This window comes from Arthrobacter globiformis NBRC 12137 (assembly GCF_000238915.1).
Taxonomy (GTDB): Bacteria; Actinomycetota; Actinomycetes; order Actinomycetales; family Micrococcaceae; genus Arthrobacter; species Arthrobacter globiformis.
Genome location: NZ_BAEG01000091.1, coordinates 86,820 through 107,118 on the forward strand (window position 1 = coordinate 86,820; position 20,299 = coordinate 107,118).

The following is a 20,299-nucleotide window of genomic DNA, read 5'->3' on the forward strand; positions in this document are numbered from 1 at the left end:
ACAATGCTTTCGTTACCGCAGATGCTGGGGAATGTGTCCAAGGCGCACGTCCAGTCCGTTGAGGACTGGGCAAGATCGGTAACCGGCGTCCTGCGGGACGCCGCGATCTACCACGAAGCCAGAAACGGCTTCTACCGTGCCCAGTGTGACGCGTTGGGAGTCGATCCCGCCGCGATCAACGACATCAACGACCTGCAAGACCTGCCACTGTTGCCGGTCGGCATGTTCAAGCGTCCCGACGCCCAGGTGCTGCTCACCTGCTCCCTGGCCGACATCGAGACCGAAACCCGCTCCAGCGGAACCCGCGGTGTCCCGTCCGTCGCCCCCCGCAACAGCGAGACATTGACCCTGGCGCTGGTCGGCCTGATCGGAACCTACCGGGAGTTCTTCAGCTTGTCCGGGGGCGCGGGACTTTTCTTGAACCCGTCGGACCCAGAAGCTTCGGAGATGGGACTGCTCAAGGACTTGAACATCCTGAACTGCGTCTTCGACCACCACACATATCTCGCTGCCGACCAGGCGTTCGACGCCAGGGAGGCCTTGGAGCACCTGCGCCGGTGGAAGGGCCATATGACACGCCACATCGTCGGTCCGCCGTTCCTCATCGGCCTGCTCCTCCGGTTCCTGGAGCGGGAGAAGGTCAATGTGCGCCTGGACCCGTACAGCATGATCATCACTCTCGGCGGCTGGAAGCGGCACACGGCCGAGGCCATCCCTGACGAAGGCTTTCGGGGGCGGTGCCACGACTCGCTCGGCGTGCGCGCGGAGAACGTGCGCGACATGTACGGGATGGTCGAGTCGAACATGCTCGCGGTCGAATGCCACCTGCATCGCAAGCACGTTCCGCCGTGGTGCTACATCTCCATCCGGGATCCTGGCCAGAACGGGAAAGAGCTCGCCCCGGGGGAGACCGGCACCATCGCCGTATTGGACGCCCTCAGCACCAGTTACCCCGGTTTCCTCCTCACCGACGACATAGGCGATGTCGAAACGGGCACCTGCGGGTGCGGCAGAACCGGCCAGGTCATCAACTTCCGCCGCCGGGGGCAAGGTGACGGGCTTGGCCACTGCCCCGTCAGCATCGAGCGCTACCTCGGTTCGGGCACCACCGCCGAGGCTGAGGCACCGGCTCTCGTGAAGGCCTGACTTCCATGCGCACACCCACCCGCACCGCAAGGCCGTGTCACAGTGATGGAAGGGACAGGCCCATGGAAGCGCCGTCTTCCATCGCCGGAACCCGCCCGTTGCCGAGTACGGCAACCGCCAAGCAGGAACCGGTACCGACGGTGGTCAGTCAGATGCATGAAGTGACGACGGGCAGCAGCATGCCGCCCGCAGTGCATACGGATCCGGCTGCGAATGTGCGTGCCGGCGTCACAGTCTATTTTCTGGGCGGCGAGCAGAACCTGCTCTACGTTGAGGTCAACGGGCAGTGGGTGGAATACGTAAAGTCCGCCCCGCGGTCGGAGGATCGGAGGCCGGATGCTGAAGCGCCCCTGACCCAGCCAGTTCCTCACACGGATACAAGCCAAAATGGCCGACCGGGCCCTGATGCATGGCCGGACCCTGTGCATTGGGCAGGTTACACCTGCCACAGCCCCGACGAAATGACGCGGGACCGCAAGCCCCGGGTCTACTACGATCCCTGCACGAGGCCGGATCTGTTATTCACCGGGAACGGTGAGGCGCCCGCGCTGCCCTTGCCTGTCCTGGAGCTTGCCGGGCACCTGGCAGACCCGGAACCGTGGCTCGATCCCGAGTCGGGGGACCGGTTCTCGTCCATCCAGGCCAGCATGGTCCTGAAGCTGCTGAGGTACGCTCCGCGCTAGCCGTCTGCCGCTCTGGCTTGTTGGCAATGCACTGCCCCCGCTCACGCGGAGGTCTCAGTTTGCCGAAATAGCCTTCCCGATCCGGACAGCGCCGGTCAGAGGACAGCGCCGGTCAGAGCCGGTTCGCCCCGGTCACCCGGACCACCGCGGTGCCGGTCTCGTCCGAGGCAGCCAGATCCACCTCCGCGGATATTCCCCAGTCGTGGTTGCCCGCCGGATCATCGAAGATCTGCCGGACCTTCCAGACGCCGGGCTCCTCGGTGATGATGAGCAGCCCGGGACCGCGGGCGTCAGGGCCGGTGCCGATGTCGTCGTGCTCGTCGAAATAGTCGTCCAGGACGTCTTCCCAGCGGTCCGCATCCCAGCCGGCGTCGCCGTCGAGCTCGCCCAGTGCGGTGGCGTCCTCGTCGGCGAAAAGCTCGACGCGGCGGAACATCTCGTTCCGGACCATGACCCGGAACGCCCGGATGTTGGACGTGAGCGACGGCGGCGGGGGAGGCGGTGCGTCGTGCGGCGTCGGGGCGGCACCGGACGCCAGCTCCTCCCACTCGTCCAGCAGGCTGGAATCCACCTGGCGCACCAGCTCGCCGAGCCAGGCAATCAGATCCTCGAGGTCCTCCCGCAGCGCATCCTGCGGCACGGTCTGCCGGAGTGCTTTGAAGCCATCCGCCAGGTACCGCAACACGATCCCCTCGGAACGGGCAAGGCCGTAGAACTGCACGAACTCGCCGAAGTTCATCGCGCGCTCGTACATGTCCCGGATGACCGACTTGGGAGCCAGCTCAAAGTCGCCCACCCACGGGGCTGCCTTGCGGTACACCTCGAAGGCCTCGCCCAGGATTTCCGCGAGCGGCTGGGGGTAGGTGACCTCGTCAAGCATGGCCATCCGCTGCTCATACTCGATGCCGTCAGCCTTCATGGCGGCCACCGCCTCGCCGCGTGCCTTCTTCTGCTGCGCCGAGAGGATCTGCCGCGGCTTCTCCAGCGTGGCTTCAATGACGGAGACGACGTCGACGGCGTAGGACGGCGATTCCGGATCCATCAGGTCCAGCGCGGCCAGGGCAAACGGCGAAAGCGGCTGGTTCAGGGCGAAGTTAGGCTGCAGGTGTACGGTCAGGCGCACCGTGCGGCCGTCCGGCCCCTGTTCCGCAGCCGGGATGCGTTCCACCACCTCGGCGGCGAGCAGTTCCCGGTAGATCCCCAGGGCCTTCTTCATCAGCCGCAGCTGCGAGGGACGGCTTTCGTGGTTTTCGGTCAGGAGCCGGCGCGCCGCCGCGAACGGGTCGCCGGGACGCTCCATGAGGTTCATCAGCATCGCATGTGTCACGGTGAAGCTGGAGTTCAGTGGGTCCGGGACAGAGTCCACCAGGCGGTTGTAGGTCGGTTCCCCCCAGGACACGAATCCCTCCGGCGGCTTTTTCTTCACCACCTGGCGCAGCTTCCGCTGGTCGTCGCCGAACTTCGCGGTGGCCTTGGCCATCGCCTTGACGTTTTCCACGACGTGCTCGGGGGCCTGCACCACCACGGTGCCGGCCGTATCGTAGCCGGCCCGGCCGGCCCTTCCGGCAATCTGGTGGAACTCACGGGAGTTGAGCAGGCGGGTGCGTACGCCGTCGTACTTGCTCAGGGCGGTGAGCACGACAGTGCGGATGGGCACGTTGATCCCCACGCCCAGCGTGTCCGTGCCGCAGATGACCTTGAGCAGGCCGGCCTGGGCCAGTTGCTCCACGAGCCGGCGGTACTTGGGCAGCATGCCCGCATGGTGCACGCCGATGCCGTGCCGGACGAGGCGGTTCAGGGTCTTGCCGAAGCCCGCCGCGAAACGGAAGTTCGCGATGAGCTCGGCGATCCTGTCCTTTTCCTCGCGCGTGCACACGTTGATGCTCATGAGCGTCTGGGCGCGCTCGATGGCCTCCGCCTGGCTGAAATGCACCACATAGACCGGCACCTCCTTGGTGCCGAGCAGCTCTTCGAGGGTTTCGTGAACCGGCGTCTCGCGGTAGTAGTAGTGCAGCGGAATGGGGCGTTCAGCCGAGCTGACGGTGGTGGTCGGCCGTCCCGTGAGTTCGGTCATGCCGGCTTCGAACCGGCTGACGTCGCCCAGCGTGGCGGACATCAGGAGAAACTGTGCCTGTGGGAGTTCCAGCAGCGGAACCTGCCACGCCCAGCCGCGCTGCGGATCGGAGTAGAAATGGAATTCGTCCATGATCACAGCGCCCAGCTCGGCCGCCGCGCCTTCGCGCAGGGCGGTGTTGGCCAGGATTTCGGCGGTGCAGCAGATGATCGGGGCGTCCTGGTTCACGCCGGAGTCGCCGGTGATCATGCCGACGTTCTCCGCCCCGAAGATCTCGCAGAGGGCGAAGAACTTCTCGGAGACCAGCGCCTTGATGGGGGCCGTGTAATAGCTGCGCTCACCCCTGGCCATCGCCTGGAAGTGGGCGGCAATGGCAACGAGTGACTTGCCTGATCCGGTAGGCGTCGCGAGGATCACGTTGGCGCCGGAGGCCAGCTCCATGATGGCCTCGTCCTGGGCCGGGTAGAGCTGCAGGCCGCGGCTTTCGGTCCACTCCACGAAGCGCTCGTACAGCGTGTCCGGGTCCGCGCCGGTTCCGGTGGTGATCCGTGCGGACGGGGCGGGGAGCTGTTCAACGAGTTTCATTGCCTCCCAGCTTAGTGCCAGCGCGTCCCTGGACGGTTTCAGTCCGGCCCGGCGTTAGGCTCGCTCTGCCAGGACAAAACTTCAAGGACGAAGCTTCAACGAACGAGCTTCAACGAACAAACGGAGGCCATGTGTGGGATCCCGCCAAATACGTTCAGTTCGGGGACTACCGGCAGCGTCCGTTCTTTGACCTGACCGGCCGCGTCCTCCCCGACGACCCGCGGCAGGTGGTGGACCTGGGTTGTGGTCCCGGCAACCTGACCGCCACGCTCGCGGCCCGCTGGCCTGACGCGCGGGTGGTGGGCCTGGACTCCTCCGCCGAAATGCTGGCCACGGCCGAACATCACCGCCAGTCCGCGCCGGGACTGGAGTTCCGGCTCGGGGACATCGCTTCGTGGGCCCCCTCCGCGGACACCGATGTGGTGGTGAGCAACGCGGCTCTGCAGTGGGTCCCCGGGCACCCTGAACTGCTGGCCGGCTGGCTGAAGGCGCTGAAGCCGGGCGCGTGGTTTGCCCTCCAGGTGCCGGGGAACTTCACGTCCGCGTCCCATATCCTGATGCGCGACGTCGCCGAGTCGCCGAAGTGGGCCGGGAAGCTTGCCGGCGTGCTGCGCCACGATGAGGCGGTGGCGCTTCCGGCACAATACCTCGAGATCATGCTCGACGCCGGGTGCGCGGCAGACGCGTGGGAGACCACCTACCAGCAGGTGCTCACGGGCGAAAACCCGGTGCTGGATTGGGTGCGCGGCGCCGGCCTGCGGCCCGTGCTGGCTGCGCTGCCGCCGGACGATGCCGCCGAGTTCGAGGCCGAATACGGCGCCCGGCTGGCCGAGGCCTATCCGGCCACGCCGCACGGCACGGTGTACCCGTTCCGCAGGATCTTCGCGGTGGCCCGCAAGCTTTAGGGCAGCCGCTCCCGCCGCGCGCGGAATGTCCCGCGCGGTCCCATGTGATCTGGCTTACAATGGCCAAGCGGTCATTGGGGGCCTGCCCAGGCTCCCGTACGCCTTGGCGATAGAGGAGGCGCGGTGCTGATTGGCTTAATGCTCCGCCTCCTTGGCGAGCACCGGGCCGCTGTCTGGGCGATCATCGTGCTGCAGGTGGTGCAGACGGCAGGAAACCTGCTGCTGCCGACGCTGAATGCCAGCATCATCGACGACGGGATCCTCGCCAACCAGCCCGGGGTAATCCTGGGGCTTGGCGGCTGGATGCTGGTGCTCACCGCGGTCCAGGCCGCAGCGGCCCTGGCCGCCGGATACCTCGGGGCCGACGTCGCCATGAAAATTGGCCACCGCCTGAGACGGGAGCTGTTCGCCCAGGTCCAGGCGATGTCATCCCAGGAGATCGGGACCTTCGGCGCCCCCAGCCTCGTCACCAGGGCAACCAACGACGTCCAGCAAATCCAGACCTTCGCGGTCCTGGTCTTCACCATGCTCGCCGCGGCGCCGGTCATGGGCATCGGGGGAATCATCCTGGCCATCCAGCAAAATGCGGCCCTGTCCTCTGTCGTGATCGTCATAGTCCCGGTGCTGGTGCTCATCATGTACTTGATCGTGCGCCGCCTCATACCGCTCTACCGGCAGGGCCAGGCCCTTATCGACGGCATCACCCGGATCCTCCGCGAACAGATCATTGGCGCCAACGTCATCCGGGGCTTTGTCCGGCAGAAGCATGAAGTGGCCCGGTTCACGGAAGCGAACCGGCGGCTGACCAGCAACAACCTCCAGTCCGCGCTCCTGGTTGCGGGCATGCTTCCGATGATCATGATCGTGGTGAACCTCTCCTCGGTGGCCGTGGTCTGGTTCGGTGGGCAACTGATCGGCAGCGGCAATATGGAGGTGGGTGCCCTCACGGCCCTCATCGCCTACATCCTGCAGATCCTGCTGGCCATCATGATGGCCATGTATGTGTTCAGCACCGCACCCCGCGCGGCCGTCTGCGCCGAGCGGATCCAGGCTGTGCTGGACGTGACCCCGGCACTGGCTGTACCCGCCGTGCCGGGTCCCGCAGGGGCAGGGCAGGCCGCGACGGCGTCCGCCCCGGTGCCAACAATCGCGGTGCCAGCCATCGCGGAGCCGGCTGCCGGCTCCGGCGGGGGAGTCGAGTTCAGCCACGTCTGGTTCGCCTATCCCGGGGCGGAGTCCCCGGTCCTGGCCGACATCTCTTTTACTGCCGGACCGGGCACCACCACGGCCATCATCGGTGCCACCGGCAGCGGCAAGACCACGCTCCTGAATCTCCTGCCACGGTTCCTGAACGCCACGTCAGGCGAAATCCGGTTGGGCGGAGCCGACATCCGGAAACTGCCCGCTGACCGGCTTCGGGAACGGATTTCGGTGGTGCCGCAGCACTCGTATCTCTTCTCAGGCACTGTGGCAGGCAACCTGCGGATGGCCGCGCCGGGGGCCACTGAGGACGACCTGTGGAGGGCCCTGCGGTTGGCGCAGGCCGAGGACTTCGTCCGTCTGCTCCCGGACGGCCTGCATGCCGCCGTCGCGCAGGGCGGGGCCGGGCTTTCGGGCGGGCAGCGGCAGCGCCTCTGCATTGCCCGCGCGATGCTCCGCACCGCGGATCTTTACCTCTTTGACGACAGTTTTTCCGCCCTGGACTATGCCACCGAGGCCGCAGTGACGCGGGCGCTCGAGCCGGTGCTGGCAGCGGCAACGGTGCTGATGGTGGCTGAACGCATCCCGACCATCATGGGTGCGGACCTGATCCTGGTGCTCGACGAAGGCCGGCTGGTGGCCCAGGGAACCCACACTGAACTGCTGGTCTCATCACCCACCTACCGGGAGATCGCCGAGTCGCAGCTGGCCCTCGATGAGCAGCCATGAGGGCCGGGCAGCCATGAGGGGCGGGCGCCCATGAAGGGCTCGCACGCCGCCGAACGCAAGACGGGCAGTTTCCTGCCGGCGGCCAGACGCCTCCTGGGCTTGCTGCGCCCGTTCAAGGGCAGGATGGCCCTGGCCGTCGCGGCGACCTGCGGCTTCGCCGCCCTCAATGTGGCGGCTCCCAAGCTCCTGGGTGACGCCACCGACGTCATCGTCGACGGTTTCATGCATGGCACGTTCGACGCCGGCAGGCTGGCGGCGCTGCTCGCTGTGGTGTCGCTGATGTACGTCGGGACCTCCGTTTTCAACTGGGTCCAGGGAGCCCTGACCGCCCAGACTGTGCAGCGGCTTGTTTTCGGTCTTCGCGCCGCCGTCGAGGACAAACTGCACCGGCTGCCGTCCGCGCACTTCCACGAGCAGGCCAGGGGCGATGTCCTCAGCAGGGCAACCAACGACGTCGACAACATCTCGCAGGCGCTCAACCAGCTGCTCACGCAGCTGATCATGTCCGTTCTGATGCTGTGCGGTTCGCTGGCCATGATGCTGTGGATCTCCCCTCTGCTGGCCGTCATCGCCCTGTTGTCCGTGCCGCTGTCCACGCTGATAACGGTGTTCATGGCGCGCCAGTCGCAGGCCTATTTCAGCGCCCAATGGGCATCCACCGGGGAGGTGAACGCCCATATTGAGGAATTCATCACCGGTCACGAGGTGATCAAGGCATTTGGGCAGCAGGACACGGTTTCGGCCATCTTCGGCCGCGGCAACGACCGGCTGGCCCGGAGCAGCGCCCGCGCCCAGTTCGTCTCCGGAGCCGTGCAGCCGCTCATGGTTTTCGTCGCCAACCTCAACTACGTGGCCGTGGCCGTCGTCGGTGCCCTGCAGGTGGCGGCCGGCGGAATGACGATCGGCGGCATCCAGGCGTTCATCCAGTTCAGCCGGCTGTTCACCCAGCCGATGGGCCAGATCGGCGGCATGCTTACCCTCATGCAGTCCTGCGCAGCCTCGGCGGAGCGGGTCTTCGCCCTGCTGGACGAACCTGAGATCCCCCGCGAGGACCAGGTTCCGGCCCGCCACGAAAACCTCCGCGGGCGGATTGATTTCGAGGACGTCACCTTTGCATACACCCGGGGGGCACCGGCCGTCAGCGGGCTGTCGTTCTCCGTCCTGCCGGGCCAGACCGTGGCCATCGTGGGCCACACCGGCGCCGGCAAGACCACCGTGGTGAACCTCCTCATGCGCTTCTATGAGCTCGATTCAGGCCGTATTACGATCGACGGCACGGACATCGCCACGGTGCCTGTGGACTCGCTGCGGTCCAATTTCGCCGTGGTCATGCAGGACGTCTGGCTGTTCAGCGGCACGGTGCGCGACAACATCGAGTACGGCTGGCCTGGGGCGGACGATGACCGGGTCCTGGCAGCCGCCGAGGCCAGCCACGTGGACCACTTTGTGCGGTCGCTGCCCGCCGGGTACGCCACGGTCCTGGGGGACGACGGCGATTCGCTGAGCCAGGGCCAAAGGCAACTGATCACCATCGCGCGGGCCCGGCTCGCCGACCGCAGCGTCCTGATCCTGGATGAGGCAACAAGTTCCGTTGACACCCGGACCGAGGTGCAGATCAAGCTCGCGATGAACCGGCTGAGGCAGGGCAAGACGAGCTTCATCATTGCCCACAGGTTGTCCACCGTGCGCGACGCTGATCTAATTCTCGTCATGGATCACGGACGCATTGTTGAACAGGGGACGCACAGCAGCCTGCTGTCCGTGGACGGTCATTACCGGCACCTGTATGAGGCCCAGTTCCGCGGGGTAGACCGCGAACTCGGCGCCATCCGCCGGCACCACGGCAGGCACGCCGCCGGCAAGCAGCGCTACCGGGAGTCCGGCCTGTGACCGCCGGGGATGCCTTCCCGGGGCGGTGGAAGCCGAACACCGGCAGCTCCGTGGCCCTCTTCGAGCAGCTGCGGCTCCACGTGATCGAACAGGCGGACCAGGGAAAGCTTGCCCCCGGTACACGGCTGCCGGCGGTGCGGGCCCTCGCCGGAACCCTCGGCGTGGCACCCCACACGGTGGCCCGGGCGTACAAGGAACTCGAAGCTGCGGGCGTCGTCGCCACGAAGGGCCGGAACGGGACGGTGGTCTGCGCCCGCGACGAGCGCTGGGGGGCATTGTCCGAGGCCGCAGCCGGGTATGCGGCAGCCGCGAAATCGCAGGGCGCAACGTTCGCGGAGGCGGTCCACCTGTTGGCGGCTGCTTACGACGCTGAGTAGTGAGGGTGGCATAGCACACCCGCGTGGATATTCGAAGAAGTTTTCGACTAGCATTAGTGGGTGCCTAAAGCCGTAGCTGAAGAAACCGCCGTTGTCCCCTCCGCCGTCGTCCCCCTGAACCCCGCCAAACCGGCGCGCCCGGACCTGTCCCGGCTGGTGGTCAAGGGCGCCCGCGAGCACAACCTCCGCAACGTTGACCTCGACCTGCCGCGCGATGCCATGATCGTCTTCACGGGCCTGTCCGGCTCCGGAAAGTCGTCCCTGGCCTTCGATACCATCTTCGCCGAGGGCCAGCGCCGCTACGTCGAATCGCTCTCCGCCTACGCCCGGCAGTTCCTGGGCCAGGTGGACAAGCCCGACGTCGACTTCATCGAGGGCCTGTCACCCGCGGTCTCAATCGACCAGAAGTCCACGAGCAAGAATCCACGCTCCACCGTGGGCACGATCACCGAAATTTACGACTACATGCGTCTCCTGTGGGCACGCGTGGGCCGTCCGCACTGCCCCGTCTGCGGTGAACCCGTCATCAAGCAGACGCCGCAGCAGATCGTGGACCAGCTGCTCGAACTGGAGGACGGCACCCGCTTCCAGATCCTCGCTCCCGTGGTGCGGGGGCGCAAGGGTGAGTTCGTCGACCTCTTCAAGGAATTGACGGCGAAGGGCTATTCCCGCGCCCGGGTCGACGGCGACCTCGTCCAGCTGAGCGATCCGCCCAAGCTGGGCAAGCAGTTCAAGCACACCATTGAGGTGGTGGTGGACCGGCTCGTGGTCAAGGAAGGCATCCGGCAGCGCCTGACGGACTCCATCGAGACGGCGCTTGGCCTGGCTGAGGGACGTGTCCTTGCCGACTTCGTCGACCTGGAATCCGACGACCCCCACCGCACGCGTGCCTTTTCGGAAAACCTGGCCTGCCCCAATGAGCATCCGCTCGCCATCGACGAGATTGAGCCGCGGTCCTTCTCGTTCAACAACCCGTTCGGCGCCTGCTCGGCCTGCAGCGGCATCGGCACCCGGCTGGAAGTCGACGAGGAACTCATCATTCCCAACCCGGAGCTCGCGCTGGAGGACGGAGCCATCGCGCCGTGGTCCCTGGGCACCGCCACCACCGAGTACTGGAACCGTCTGCTCGGCGGACTCGCCAAAGAGCTCGGGTTCTCCATGACCACACCGTGGCAGGACCTTCCGTCCGAGGTCCGGCAGACTGTCCTGCACGGCAAGGACCACAAGGTTGTGGTGCAGTACCGCAACCGGTTCGGCAGGGAGCGCAAGTACAGCACCGGCTTCGAAGGCGTGGTGCAGTACGTGCACCGCAAGCACACCGAAACCGAGTCTGACTACGCCAGGGACCGCTACGAGGAATACATGCGGCAGATCCCCTGCCCCGCCTGCAACGGCGCCCGGCTGAACCCGGCGTCGCTCTCGGTTCTCATCAACGGCAAATCCATTGCCGACGTCGCGCGGCTGCCCATGCGCGAATGCGCAGCATTCCTGGACAACCTCGTGTTGACCGGCCGTGAGGCCCAGATCGCCCATCAGGTCCTCAAGGAGATCCAGGCCCGCCTGACCTTCCTGCTGGACGTGGGCCTGGAATACCTCAACCTGGAGCGCCCCTCCGGCACCCTCTCCGGCGGCGAGGCCCAGCGCATCAGGCTCGCCACCCAGATCGGCTCCGGCCTCGTGGGCGTCCTGTACGTCCTGGACGAGCCCTCCATCGGGCTGCACCAGCGGGACAACCGGCGCCTGATTGAGACCCTGACCCGGCTGCGGGACCTGGGCAACACCCTCATTGTGGTCGAGCACGACGAGGACACCATCCACGAGGCAGACTGGATCGTGGATATCGGCCCGGGAGCCGGCGAGCACGGCGGGCAGGTGGTCCACTCGGGGTCCTACAAGGCACTCCTGGAGAACACGAAGTCCCTGACCGGGGACTACCTCTCCGGCCGAAAGAGCATCGACGTCCCCAAGAAGCGGCGCAAGTACGATAAGAAGCGTGAGCTGAAGGTGGTCGGCGCCCGCGAGAACAACCTCGTGAACGTTGATGCCGCCTTCCCCCTGGGCCTGTTCACAGCCGTGACCGGCGTCAGCGGCTCCGGCAAGTCCACCCTGGTCAACGAGATCCTGTACAAGGTGCTGGCCAACAAGCTCAACGGCGCCAAGCAGGTGGCCGGGCGCCACCGCACTGTCCAGGGCCTCGAGCACCTGGACAAGGTGGTGCACGTGGACCAGAGCCCCATCGGCCGTACCCCGCGCTCCAACCCGGCAACGTACACCGGAGTGTTCGACCACATCCGGAAGCTCTTTGCCGAGACCACCGAAGCCAAGGTCCGCGGCTACATGCCCGGACGGTTCTCCTTCAACGTCAAGGGCGGCCGCTGCGAGGCCTGCTCCGGTGACGGCACGCTCAAGATCGAGATGAACTTCCTGCCGGACGTCTATGTCCCGTGCGAGGTCTGTCACGGTGCCCGCTACAACCGCGAGACCCTCGAGGTGCACTACAAGGGCAAGACCATCGCCGATGTCCTGAACATGCCCATCGAGGAGGGAGCCGAGTTCTTCGCGGCGTTCTCCCCGATTGCCCGCCACCTCAAGACGCTCGTGGACGTCGGCCTCGGATACGTCCGCCTGGGCCAGCCCGCCACCACGCTGTCCGGCGGCGAGGCGCAGCGCGTGAAGCTGGCCGCCGAGCTCCAGAAACGGTCCAACGGCCGCAGCGTCTACGTCCTGGACGAGCCCACCACGGGGCTTCACTTCGAGGACATCCGGAAGCTGCTCATGGTGCTGCAGGGCCTCGTGGAGAAGGGCAACACGGTCATCACCATCGAGCACAACCTCGACGTCATCAAGAGCGCCGACTGGATCGTGGACCTGGGCCCTGACGGGGGTTCCGGCGGCGGCCGGATCGTGGCCTCCGGCACCCCCGAGCAGGTCTCCAAGTCCTCGGAAAGCCACACCGCGAAGTTCCTGGCCGAAATCCTCGGCTAGCGGCCCAAGCCCCGAGACGCCAACCAACTAAGGCGCCTAACCACCATGGCGGCCCGCCGTCGTCCACCGTCCGGTTGGAGTTTTTCTACAGGCAATGGCCGCTAAACGCCCCGGAAGTCGTGATATGTGTGCAAGAACTCGTCTGCGGGGGCGGAAGTATTCTTCGGAAGGCATACGAGTTTGAGCAGGCGTGCCATCGTGAGAAACTAAGCCGGTGACTTCAACAACAGTGCCCGTGATCTTCGACCTGGACGGCACTCTTGTCGATCCGGCCGGCGGGATAACAGACGGAATTGCCGCGGCCCTCACCGAACATGGCCTTGCTGTCCCAAGCCAGGACCTTCTAGACGCGATGGTGGGTCCCAAGCTGAGCGACTCCCTGCTGAACGTCGCGGCTGTTCCGCCGGCCATGCTCAAGGCGGTCATCCGGACCTATCGGATGCATTACCTGGACTCCGGCATTGCCCAGAGCCGCCTGTATCCGGGCATCGTGGACCTGCTGGACGGCTATGTCGAGGCGGGGCGGCCCGTAGCGGTGGCGACGCAAAAGCCGCAGGCCCTTGCGCATATCGTGCTTGAACACCACAAGATCGCTCGCCGGTTCCTCACCATCAAAGGCTCAGGCGCGGACGAGACCGCGGCTGCGGCAGGTCCGGTAGGCAAGACCGGCATCATCGCCGCCGCCATGACGGCCCTCGGCACGCAGCATGCCGTGATGGTGGGCGACCGCGCGCAGGACGTGGCCGGAGCATTGGCCAACGGGCTCGACTGCATCGGTGTCAGCTGGGGTTTTGCGCCCGACGGCGAACTGGAGGCAGCGGGAGCGGTGGCCGTCGTGCACGACACCGCCGGCCTGCGCGCCAAGGTCGAGGAGCTGGAGAACGTCCGTGCCGCAGCCCTGAGCGAGGTGCGCAACGATGGAGCTGTTTGACGGCGTCCGCTGGACGACGCGGACCCTTATCTCCGGTAGCTGCCGGCCAACCGTCATCGGGCTGGAGAACGTGCCCAAGGACGGTCCCTTCATTGTGGCGCCCAACCACCTTTCCTTTTTGGACAGCGTGATTGTCCAGGCGCTCATGCCGCGTCCCGTGGCGTTCTTTGCCAAGGCGGAGTACTTCACCACCAAGGGCATCAAGGGCCGGGTGATGAAGTCCTTCTTCGAGGCAGTCGGCTCCATTCCTGTGGAACGCGGGGAGCAGGCCGCGAGCGTGCAGGCCCTCAAGACACTCCTGGACATCCTCGAGGACGGCCGGGGCATCGGGATCTACCCCGAGGGCACCCGTTCCCGTGACGGAATCCTCTACCGCGGCCGGACCGGCGTCGGCTGGCTGGCCCTCACCACCGGCGCGCCGGTGATCCCGGTGGGACTCATCGGTACCGAGAAGCTGCAGCCCGCTGGCCGCAATGCCGTCAAGCCCCAGCACTTCACCATGAAGGTGGGGGAGCCGATCTACTTCGACAAGACCGGACCGGACCATTCCCTTCCCGCCCGGCGCCAGGTGACCGACCGGATCATGGACGCCATTGCCGAGCTCAGCGGCCAGGAGCGTTCCACCAGCTACAACCAGAGCAAGGTCATCGAGTAGGCTGCTTCCTCACAGCAGCCGGCCGTCCGTTCAGGATGGCCTGCGGCAATCCGGAGGCCCTCAGCTCAGTAGACTGGAATCGTGGCAGATCCATCGAGTTATAGACCCCAGACGGGTGAGATTCCGACCAATCCGGGTGTTTACAGGTTCAGGGATCCCCATGGGAGGGTCATCTACGTCGGCAAGGCGAAGAACCTCCGGTCGCGCCTGAATTCGTATTTCGCGAACCCGGCGGGGCTGCTGCCCAAGACCCACGCCATGGTGTACGCGGCCAGCAGCGTCGAGTGGACGGTGGTGGGCAGCGAACTTGAATCCCTGCAGCTGGAATACACCTGGATCAAGGAATTCAAGCCGCGGTTCAACGTGGTTTTCCGGGACGACAAGACGTACCCCTACCTCGCCGTCACCATGGGCGAGAAGCTGCCCCGCGTGCAGGTCATGCGCGGCGAACGGCGGAAGGGCACGCGGTATTTCGGGCCCTACACGGCAGGTGCCATCCGGGAAACCATGGACACGCTGCTGCGGGTCTTTCCGGTGCGGAGCTGCAGTGCGGGGGTGCTGAAGCGGGCCCAGGCCAGCGGCCGGCCCTGCCTGCTGGGCTACATCGACAAATGCTCGGCCCCCTGCGTCGGCCGCGTCACCCCTGAGGAACACCGCGCCCTGGCCGATGACTTCTGCGCTTTCATGGGCGGCGAGGCCAAGCGGTTCATCGCCCGGCTCGAAAAGGAGATGGGGGCCGCCGTCGCCGTCCTCGACTACGAACGCGCCGCCCGGCTGCGCGACGATATCACCGCCCTCCGGAAGGTCTTCGAGCGGAACGCCGTGGTGCTCGCCGAAGACACCGACGCCGACGTTTTTGCCCTGCACGAGGACGAGCTCGAAGCGGCCGTCCAGGTGTTCCATGTCCGGGGTGGACGGGTCCGCGGCCAGCGCGGCTGGGTGGTCGAAAAGGTGGAGGACTTCACCACACCCGACCTCGTCGAACACCTCCTCCAGCAGGTCTACGGCGAGGACGCCGAGGTCCAGGGCAGGCTTCCCCGCGAGGTGCTGGTGCCTGTTGAGCCGAGCAATGCGCAGGACCTGGCCGTGTGGCTGGCGGGCATCCGCGGAGCCAAGGTGGACATCCGCGTTCCGCAGCGCGGGGACAAGGCCGCCCTCATGTCCACGGTACGCGAAAACGCCGAGCACGCGCTCCGGCTCCACAAGACCCGCCGGGCCGGCGACCTTACCGTGCGTTCCCAGGCGCTGCAGGAACTTCAGGAGGCGCTGGAGCTGCCCGTCCCGCTGCTGCGCATCGAGTGCTACGACGTCTCCCACGTCCAGGGCACCAATGTGGTGGCTTCCATGGTGGTGGTGGAGGACGGGCTGCCCAAGAAGTCCGACTACCGCAAGTTCTCCATCACCGGAGCCGCGGCCACGGACGACACCGCCGCGATGCACGACGTCCTGACGCGGCGCTTCCGGCACTACCTCGTGGACAAAACGGCCCAGGTTGAAGCCGCCGAACTGGTCGCCACGCCGGCAGTCGCGGCTGCCGGCGCGAACGGGGCGGCCCCGGGTGCCGCGGCGCCGGACGACGCGCTGTCCGACACCACCACGCCGGCCCCGCGGGCAAAATTCGCCTACCCGCCCAACCTTGTTGTGGTGGACGGCGGCAAGCCGCAGGTCAACGCGGCTGCCCGCGCCCTCGAATCGCTGGGCATCGACGACGTTTACGTGGTCGGGCTCGCCAAGCGCCTCGAAGAGGTCTGGCTGCCGGACAGCGACTTTCCGGTGATCCTGCCCCGCTCCTCGCAGGGCCTCTACATGCTGCAGCGCATCCGTGACGAGGCCCACCGGTTCGCCATCTCGTTCCACCGGCAAAAGCGCGGCAAGGCGATGACCGTCTCAGCACTGGACGGTGTACCCGGGCTGGGCGATTCCAAGCGGAAGGCCCTGCTCGCCCACTTTGGCTCCGTCAAGAAGATCAAGGCGGCATCGGCGGAGGAACTGACCGCTGCCAAGGGTGTTGGGCCGGCGCTGGCGGCGGCCATCGTCACGCACTTCAGTCCGGGCGGAGAAGGCGGCGGCTCGGGTGACACCGTTCCGGCGATCAACATGACCACCGGGGAAGTGCTGGAAACTTAGCCCGCGCCCCGAAACTTGGTTAGGGTAAGTACGGGAAATCGGCGTGTGCCGCAAACAGCAACCGCGCAGGAACTGCGCGCGGGAAGCAACAGCAGGAATGGGGCTGGAATTAATGGCAGAGTCGACGGCGGAGTCCAGTACCGAGGAGGACGGCCTGACACCGGTCAAGCCCGCCGAAGCGGAACTGCTCATCGTGACCGGAATGTCCGGCGCAGGCCGCAGCACCGCCTCCGATGCGCTGGAGGACCACGGCTGGTACGTCGTCGAGAACCTGCCGCCGCAGATGCTGGGGACGCTCGCCGAACTCGTGTCCCACGCCCCGCAGTCCATCCCCAAGCTTGCCGTGGTGATGGACGTGCGCAGCAAGGCGCTGTTCGCCGATATCCGTGCGGCCTTGCGGGCCCTCGAAGCCAGCGGTGTCACCTTCCGGGTGCTGTTCCTCGACGCCAGCGATGACGTCCTGGTCCGCCGCTTCGAGCAGGGACGGCGTCCGCATCCGCTGCAGGCCGGCGGCAGGATCCTGGACGGCATCGCCGCGGAGCGTGAGCTCCTCAAGGAACTGCGCGACTCCTCGGACCTCGTCCTGGACACCTCCTCCCTGAACGTGCACGGGCTCGCCACCGCGATCACCGAATTGTTCACCGAGACCGGCCCCATCGCGATCCGCCTCAACATCATGAGCTTCGGTTTCAAGTACGGCCTGCCCGTGGACGCCAACTACGTGGCCGACGTCAGGTTCATCCCGAATCCGCACTGGGTGCCCGCGCTGCGGCCGCACACCGGCCTGGACCAGGACGTCAGCGAGTACGTCCTCGGTGCCGAGGGCGTGCCGAACTTCGTGGAACGGTACGTCCTCGCCCTGGAACCTGTCCTGGAGGGCTACCGCCGGGAGAACAAGCACTACGCCACCATCGCCGTCGGATGCACGGGCGGAAAGCACCGCTCGGTGGCAGTCGCCATGGAGCTCTCCAAACGCCTCGCGCAATATCCGCGCGTAACTGTGACCACGACTCACCGGGACCTGGGCCGCGAGTAATGGGCGTTCTCACCGGCCCGCTGCCCCTCATTCCGCCGACCGGCCTGACCGGTTCCCAGCCTGCCAAGGGACCGACCGTCGTCGCGCTTGGCGGCGGCCACGGCCTTTCGGCCTCACTCTCGGCACTGCGCCTGCTGACGTCCGAACTGACCGCGGTCGTCACCGTGGCGGACGACGGCGGGTCCTCCGGCCGTCTCCGCGAGGAGTACGGCGTCCTTCCGCCCGGTGATCTCCGGATGGCGCTGTCCGCCCTGTGCGATGACACCGACTGGGGCCGCACCTGGCGCGACGTCATGCAGCACCGGTTCCGGTCCGCCCGCGGCGGCGCCTCCCTTGACGAGCACGCCATGGGCAACCTGCTGATCGTCACCCTCTGGGAACTGCTGGGCGACGCAGTGGCCGGCCTGAAATGGGCCGGGGCGCTGCTCGGCGCCCGCGGACAGGTCCTGCCCATGTCCACGGTTCCGCTCACCATCGAGGGCGATGTGCGCGTGACGGCGCCGGACGGCAGCAGCACGGTCACCACCATCACGGGCCAGGCGCGCTGTGCCGTGGCGGGCTCGCTGGAGAGCGTCCGGCTGCTGCCCGAGCAGGCTCCGGCCTGCGTCGAAGCCCTGACCGCGGTTGAGCTTGCCGACTGGGTGGTGCTGGGTCCGGGCTCCTGGTACACGTCCGTGCTGCCGCACCTGCTGCTGCCGGAAATGCGGCAGGCGCTCTGCGATACTCCGGCCAAGCGCTGCCTCACCATGAACCTCGCCATGGACACGAAGGAAACCTCTGGCATGTCCGCCGCGGACCACCTTCACGTCCTGCGGGACTACGCGCCGGAGTTCAGCGCGGACGTGGTCCTCGCGGACCCGGCTTCGGTTTCGGACCTGGCCGAGTTTGAGCGGGCAGCGGGGATGATCGGCGCCGAGGTTGTCTTGGGTAGAGTAGGGGCTTCGGGCCGGAGACCGGTCCACGACCCCTTGCGGCTGGCTACGGCCTACCAGGATATTTTCGGGAATAGTTAGGAAAGGTGCCATGGCACTGACAGCATCAGTCAAGGAAGAACTCTCCCGCCTGGATATTAAGAAATCATCAGTCCGCAAGGCTGAGGTCTCGGCCATGCTCCGCTTCGCCGGGGGACTGCACATCATTTCGGGCCGCATTGTCATCGAGGCCGAGGTGGATCTTGCCTCCACCGCCCGGCGCTTGCGCGCCGCCATCGCGGAGGTCTACGGGCACCAGAGCGAAATCATCGTCGTCTCCGGCAGCGGCCTGCGCCGCGGCAGCCGTTACGTCGTCCGCGTTGTCCGCGACGGTGAGGCGCTGGCCCGGCAGACCGGGCTCCTGGACGGCCGGGGACGCCCCGTGCGCGGGCTGCCGTCCGTCGTCGTCAACGGTTCAGCCGCGGACGCCGAGGCGGTGTGGCGCGGCGCCTTCCTGGCGCACGGCTCACTCACCGAACCTGGCCGGTCCTCGTCCATGGAGGTCACCTGCCCCGGTCCCGAATCCGCCCTGGCCCTGGTCGGCGCGGCGCGCCGGCTGGGGATCCAGGCCAAGGCCCGGGAGGTCAGGGGAGTGGACCGCGTGGTAATTCGCGACGGCGACACCATCGCCGCGCTGCTCACCCGGATGGGCGCCCATGACGCGCTCATGGTCTGGGAAGAGCGGCGCATGCGCAAGGAAGTGCGGGCGACGGCGAACCGGCTCGCCAACTTTGACGACGCCAACCTCCGCCGCTCCGCGCAGGCCGCCGTGGCAGCCGGCGCCCGGGTGGACCGGGCCCTGGAGATCCTCGGCGACGACGTCCCGGACCACCTCAAGTACGCCGGCGAACTCCGGGTGGCCCACAAGCAGGCCAGCCTCGACGAACTTGGCCGGCTTGCCGATCCGCCCATGACAAAGGACGCCATCGCCGGGCGCATCCGCCGGTTGCTGGCAATGGCGGACAAACGTGCCTCGGATCTTGGCATCCCGGGCACGGATGCCAATGTGACGCCGGAAATGTTGGACGAGTAAACGGCGCCCATAGAATCAAGACCAGGTGGCGGCTGTTGCCGCCATCGGAGTTTTCCGGATGACCCGTCATCCGGGATGCACAATCCCAGAGTTAGCAAAACCGGACAAACTGTCCACGACATTGGAGGATTTTGTGACCGAGTACGTTCTGCCCGAACTCAGCTACGACTACGCAGCGCTCGAGCCCCACATCTCTGCACGGATCATGGAGCTGCACCACAGCAAGCACCACGCCGCGTACGTGACGGGCGCCAACAACGCGCTGGCCCAGCTGGCAGAGGCGCGCGAAAAGGGCGACTTCGCCAACATCAACCGTCTTTCCAAGGACCTGGCCTTCCACACCGGCGGCCACATCAACCACTCCGTGTTCTGGAACAACCTCTCCCCGGATGGAGGCGACAAGCCCGAAGGTGAGCTCGCCGCGGCCATCGACGACGCCTTCGGCTCGTTCGATGCCTTCCGCGCGCAGTTCTCCGCCGCCGCCCTCGGCCTGCAGGGTTCTGGCTGGGGTTTCCTGGCTTACGAGCCCATCGGTGGGAACCTCGTCATCGAGCAGCTCTACGACCAGCAGGGCAACGTCGCGCTGGGCACCACCCCGCTGCTGATGCTGGACATGTGGGAGCACGCCTTCTACCTGGACTACGTCAACGTCAAGGCCGACTACGTCAAGGCGTTCTGGAACATCGTCAACTGGGCTGACGTGTCCGCCCGCTTCGCCGCGGCCCGCGCCAACGCGACGGGTCTCATCACCCTCTAGGTGTGATCCGGCGTACACAAAGCAGTAACAAACTTCACATTCGGCGACTTTAGGGCCGAATTGTGGACGGTCTGCCCCCGCACTTGCGGGGGCAGACCCACTTAAACGTAAGATGGATCACGGAAGGCGGTTAGCCTTCAGCAATGAGGCTGGTCGCCCTCCGATCTGAAAAATATCTCTGCCCAATGGCGTGCGGGATCTGTTAGTTGGCTTGA

General features: G+C 66.5%; 15 protein-coding genes. 14 read left to right on the top strand and 1 reads right to left on the bottom strand.

Features of this window, described 5'->3' with window-relative positions; all coding sequences use genetic code 11:
* The first annotated feature begins 3 nt into the window (after positions 1–3).
* Positions 4–1,146, top strand: coding sequence for a LuxE/PaaK family acyltransferase (locus ARGLB_RS18735; RefSeq protein WP_003805538.1), 1,143 nt, complete (start codon positions 4–6; stop codon positions 1,144–1,146).
* 461 nt (positions 1,147–1,607) lie between these two features.
* Entirely contained in the window at positions 1,608–1,829 is a 222-nt protein-coding gene (locus tag ARGLB_RS23395) for a hypothetical protein (protein ID WP_139023410.1), read from the top strand.
* A 112-nt stretch (positions 1,830–1,941) separates the two neighbouring features.
* Here the strand turns inward: ARGLB_RS23395 and ARGLB_RS18745 are convergent, their stop codons facing one another.
* Entirely contained in the window at positions 1,942–4,488 is a 2,547-nt protein-coding gene (locus ARGLB_RS18745) for a DEAD/DEAH box helicase (protein WP_003805542.1), read from the bottom strand.
* A 131-nt stretch (positions 4,489–4,619) separates the two neighbouring features.
* Between ARGLB_RS18745 and ARGLB_RS18750 the strand changes: the two genes are divergently transcribed.
* The 12 genes from ARGLB_RS18750 to ARGLB_RS18805 all read left to right on the top strand — a co-directional run bounded on the left by ARGLB_RS18750 (position 4,620) and on the right by ARGLB_RS18805 (position 20,084).
* A complete protein-coding gene (locus ARGLB_RS18750) occupies positions 4,620–5,393 on the top strand; it encodes a trans-aconitate 2-methyltransferase (RefSeq protein ID WP_003805544.1) in 774 nt (257 codons plus the stop codon).
* A 123-nt stretch (positions 5,394–5,516) separates the two neighbouring features.
* A complete protein-coding gene (locus tag ARGLB_RS18755) occupies positions 5,517–7,322 on the top strand; it encodes an ABC transporter ATP-binding protein (protein ID WP_003805546.1) in 1,806 nt (601 codons plus the stop codon).
* Between the two features lie 30 nt (positions 7,323–7,352).
* Positions 7,353–9,212: an ABC transporter ATP-binding protein gene (locus ARGLB_RS18760; protein ID WP_003805548.1), complete on the top strand. Its 1,860-nt coding sequence runs from the start codon at positions 7,353–7,355 to the stop codon at positions 9,210–9,212.
* Positions 9,209–9,589 carry a GntR family transcriptional regulator gene (locus tag ARGLB_RS18765; protein WP_003805549.1) on the top strand — a complete coding sequence of 127 codons (381 nt, stop codon included), beginning with the start codon at positions 9,209–9,211 and terminating at the stop codon, positions 9,587–9,589. Before ARGLB_RS18760 ends, ARGLB_RS18765 begins: the two co-directional genes overlap by 4 nt.
* Positions 9,590–9,649: 60 nt before the next feature.
* Complete coding sequence (gene uvrA, locus ARGLB_RS18770) at positions 9,650–12,574, top strand: excinuclease ABC subunit UvrA (protein ID WP_003805551.1); 2,925 nt, start codon at positions 9,650–9,652, stop codon at positions 12,572–12,574.
* 214 nt (positions 12,575–12,788) lie between these two features.
* Positions 12,789–13,505 (top strand): HAD hydrolase-like protein, encoded by a 717-nt coding sequence (locus ARGLB_RS18775; RefSeq protein WP_003805553.1) that lies wholly within the window; start codon positions 12,789–12,791, stop codon positions 13,503–13,505.
* Positions 13,492–14,160, top strand: a complete 669-nt coding sequence (locus tag ARGLB_RS18780; protein ID WP_003805555.1) for a lysophospholipid acyltransferase family protein — start codon at positions 13,492–13,494, stop codon at positions 14,158–14,160. Before ARGLB_RS18775 ends, ARGLB_RS18780 begins: the two co-directional genes overlap by 14 nt.
* A gap of 81 nt (positions 14,161–14,241) precedes the next feature.
* Positions 14,242–16,287 (top strand): excinuclease ABC subunit UvrC, encoded by a 2,046-nt coding sequence (uvrC, locus tag ARGLB_RS18785; RefSeq protein ID WP_003805557.1) that lies wholly within the window; start codon positions 14,242–14,244, stop codon positions 16,285–16,287.
* Between the two features lie 112 nt (positions 16,288–16,399).
* Entirely contained in the window at positions 16,400–17,323 is a 924-nt protein-coding gene (rapZ, locus tag ARGLB_RS18790) for an RNase adapter RapZ (protein WP_043419783.1), read from the top strand.
* Complete coding sequence (locus ARGLB_RS18795) at positions 17,323–18,336, top strand: gluconeogenesis factor YvcK family protein (protein ID WP_003805559.1); 1,014 nt, start codon at positions 17,323–17,325, stop codon at positions 18,334–18,336. The genes rapZ and ARGLB_RS18795 overlap by 1 nt, the downstream gene beginning before the upstream one ends.
* Positions 18,337–18,346: 10 nt before the next feature.
* Entirely contained in the window at positions 18,347–19,327 is a 981-nt protein-coding gene (whiA, locus tag ARGLB_RS18800; RefSeq protein WP_003805560.1) for a DNA-binding protein WhiA, read from the top strand.
* 133 nt (positions 19,328–19,460) lie between these two features.
* Positions 19,461–20,084 (top strand): superoxide dismutase, encoded by a 624-nt coding sequence (locus ARGLB_RS18805; RefSeq protein ID WP_003805561.1) that lies wholly within the window; start codon positions 19,461–19,463, stop codon positions 20,082–20,084.
* The last annotated feature ends 215 nt before the right edge of the window (positions 20,085–20,299 follow it).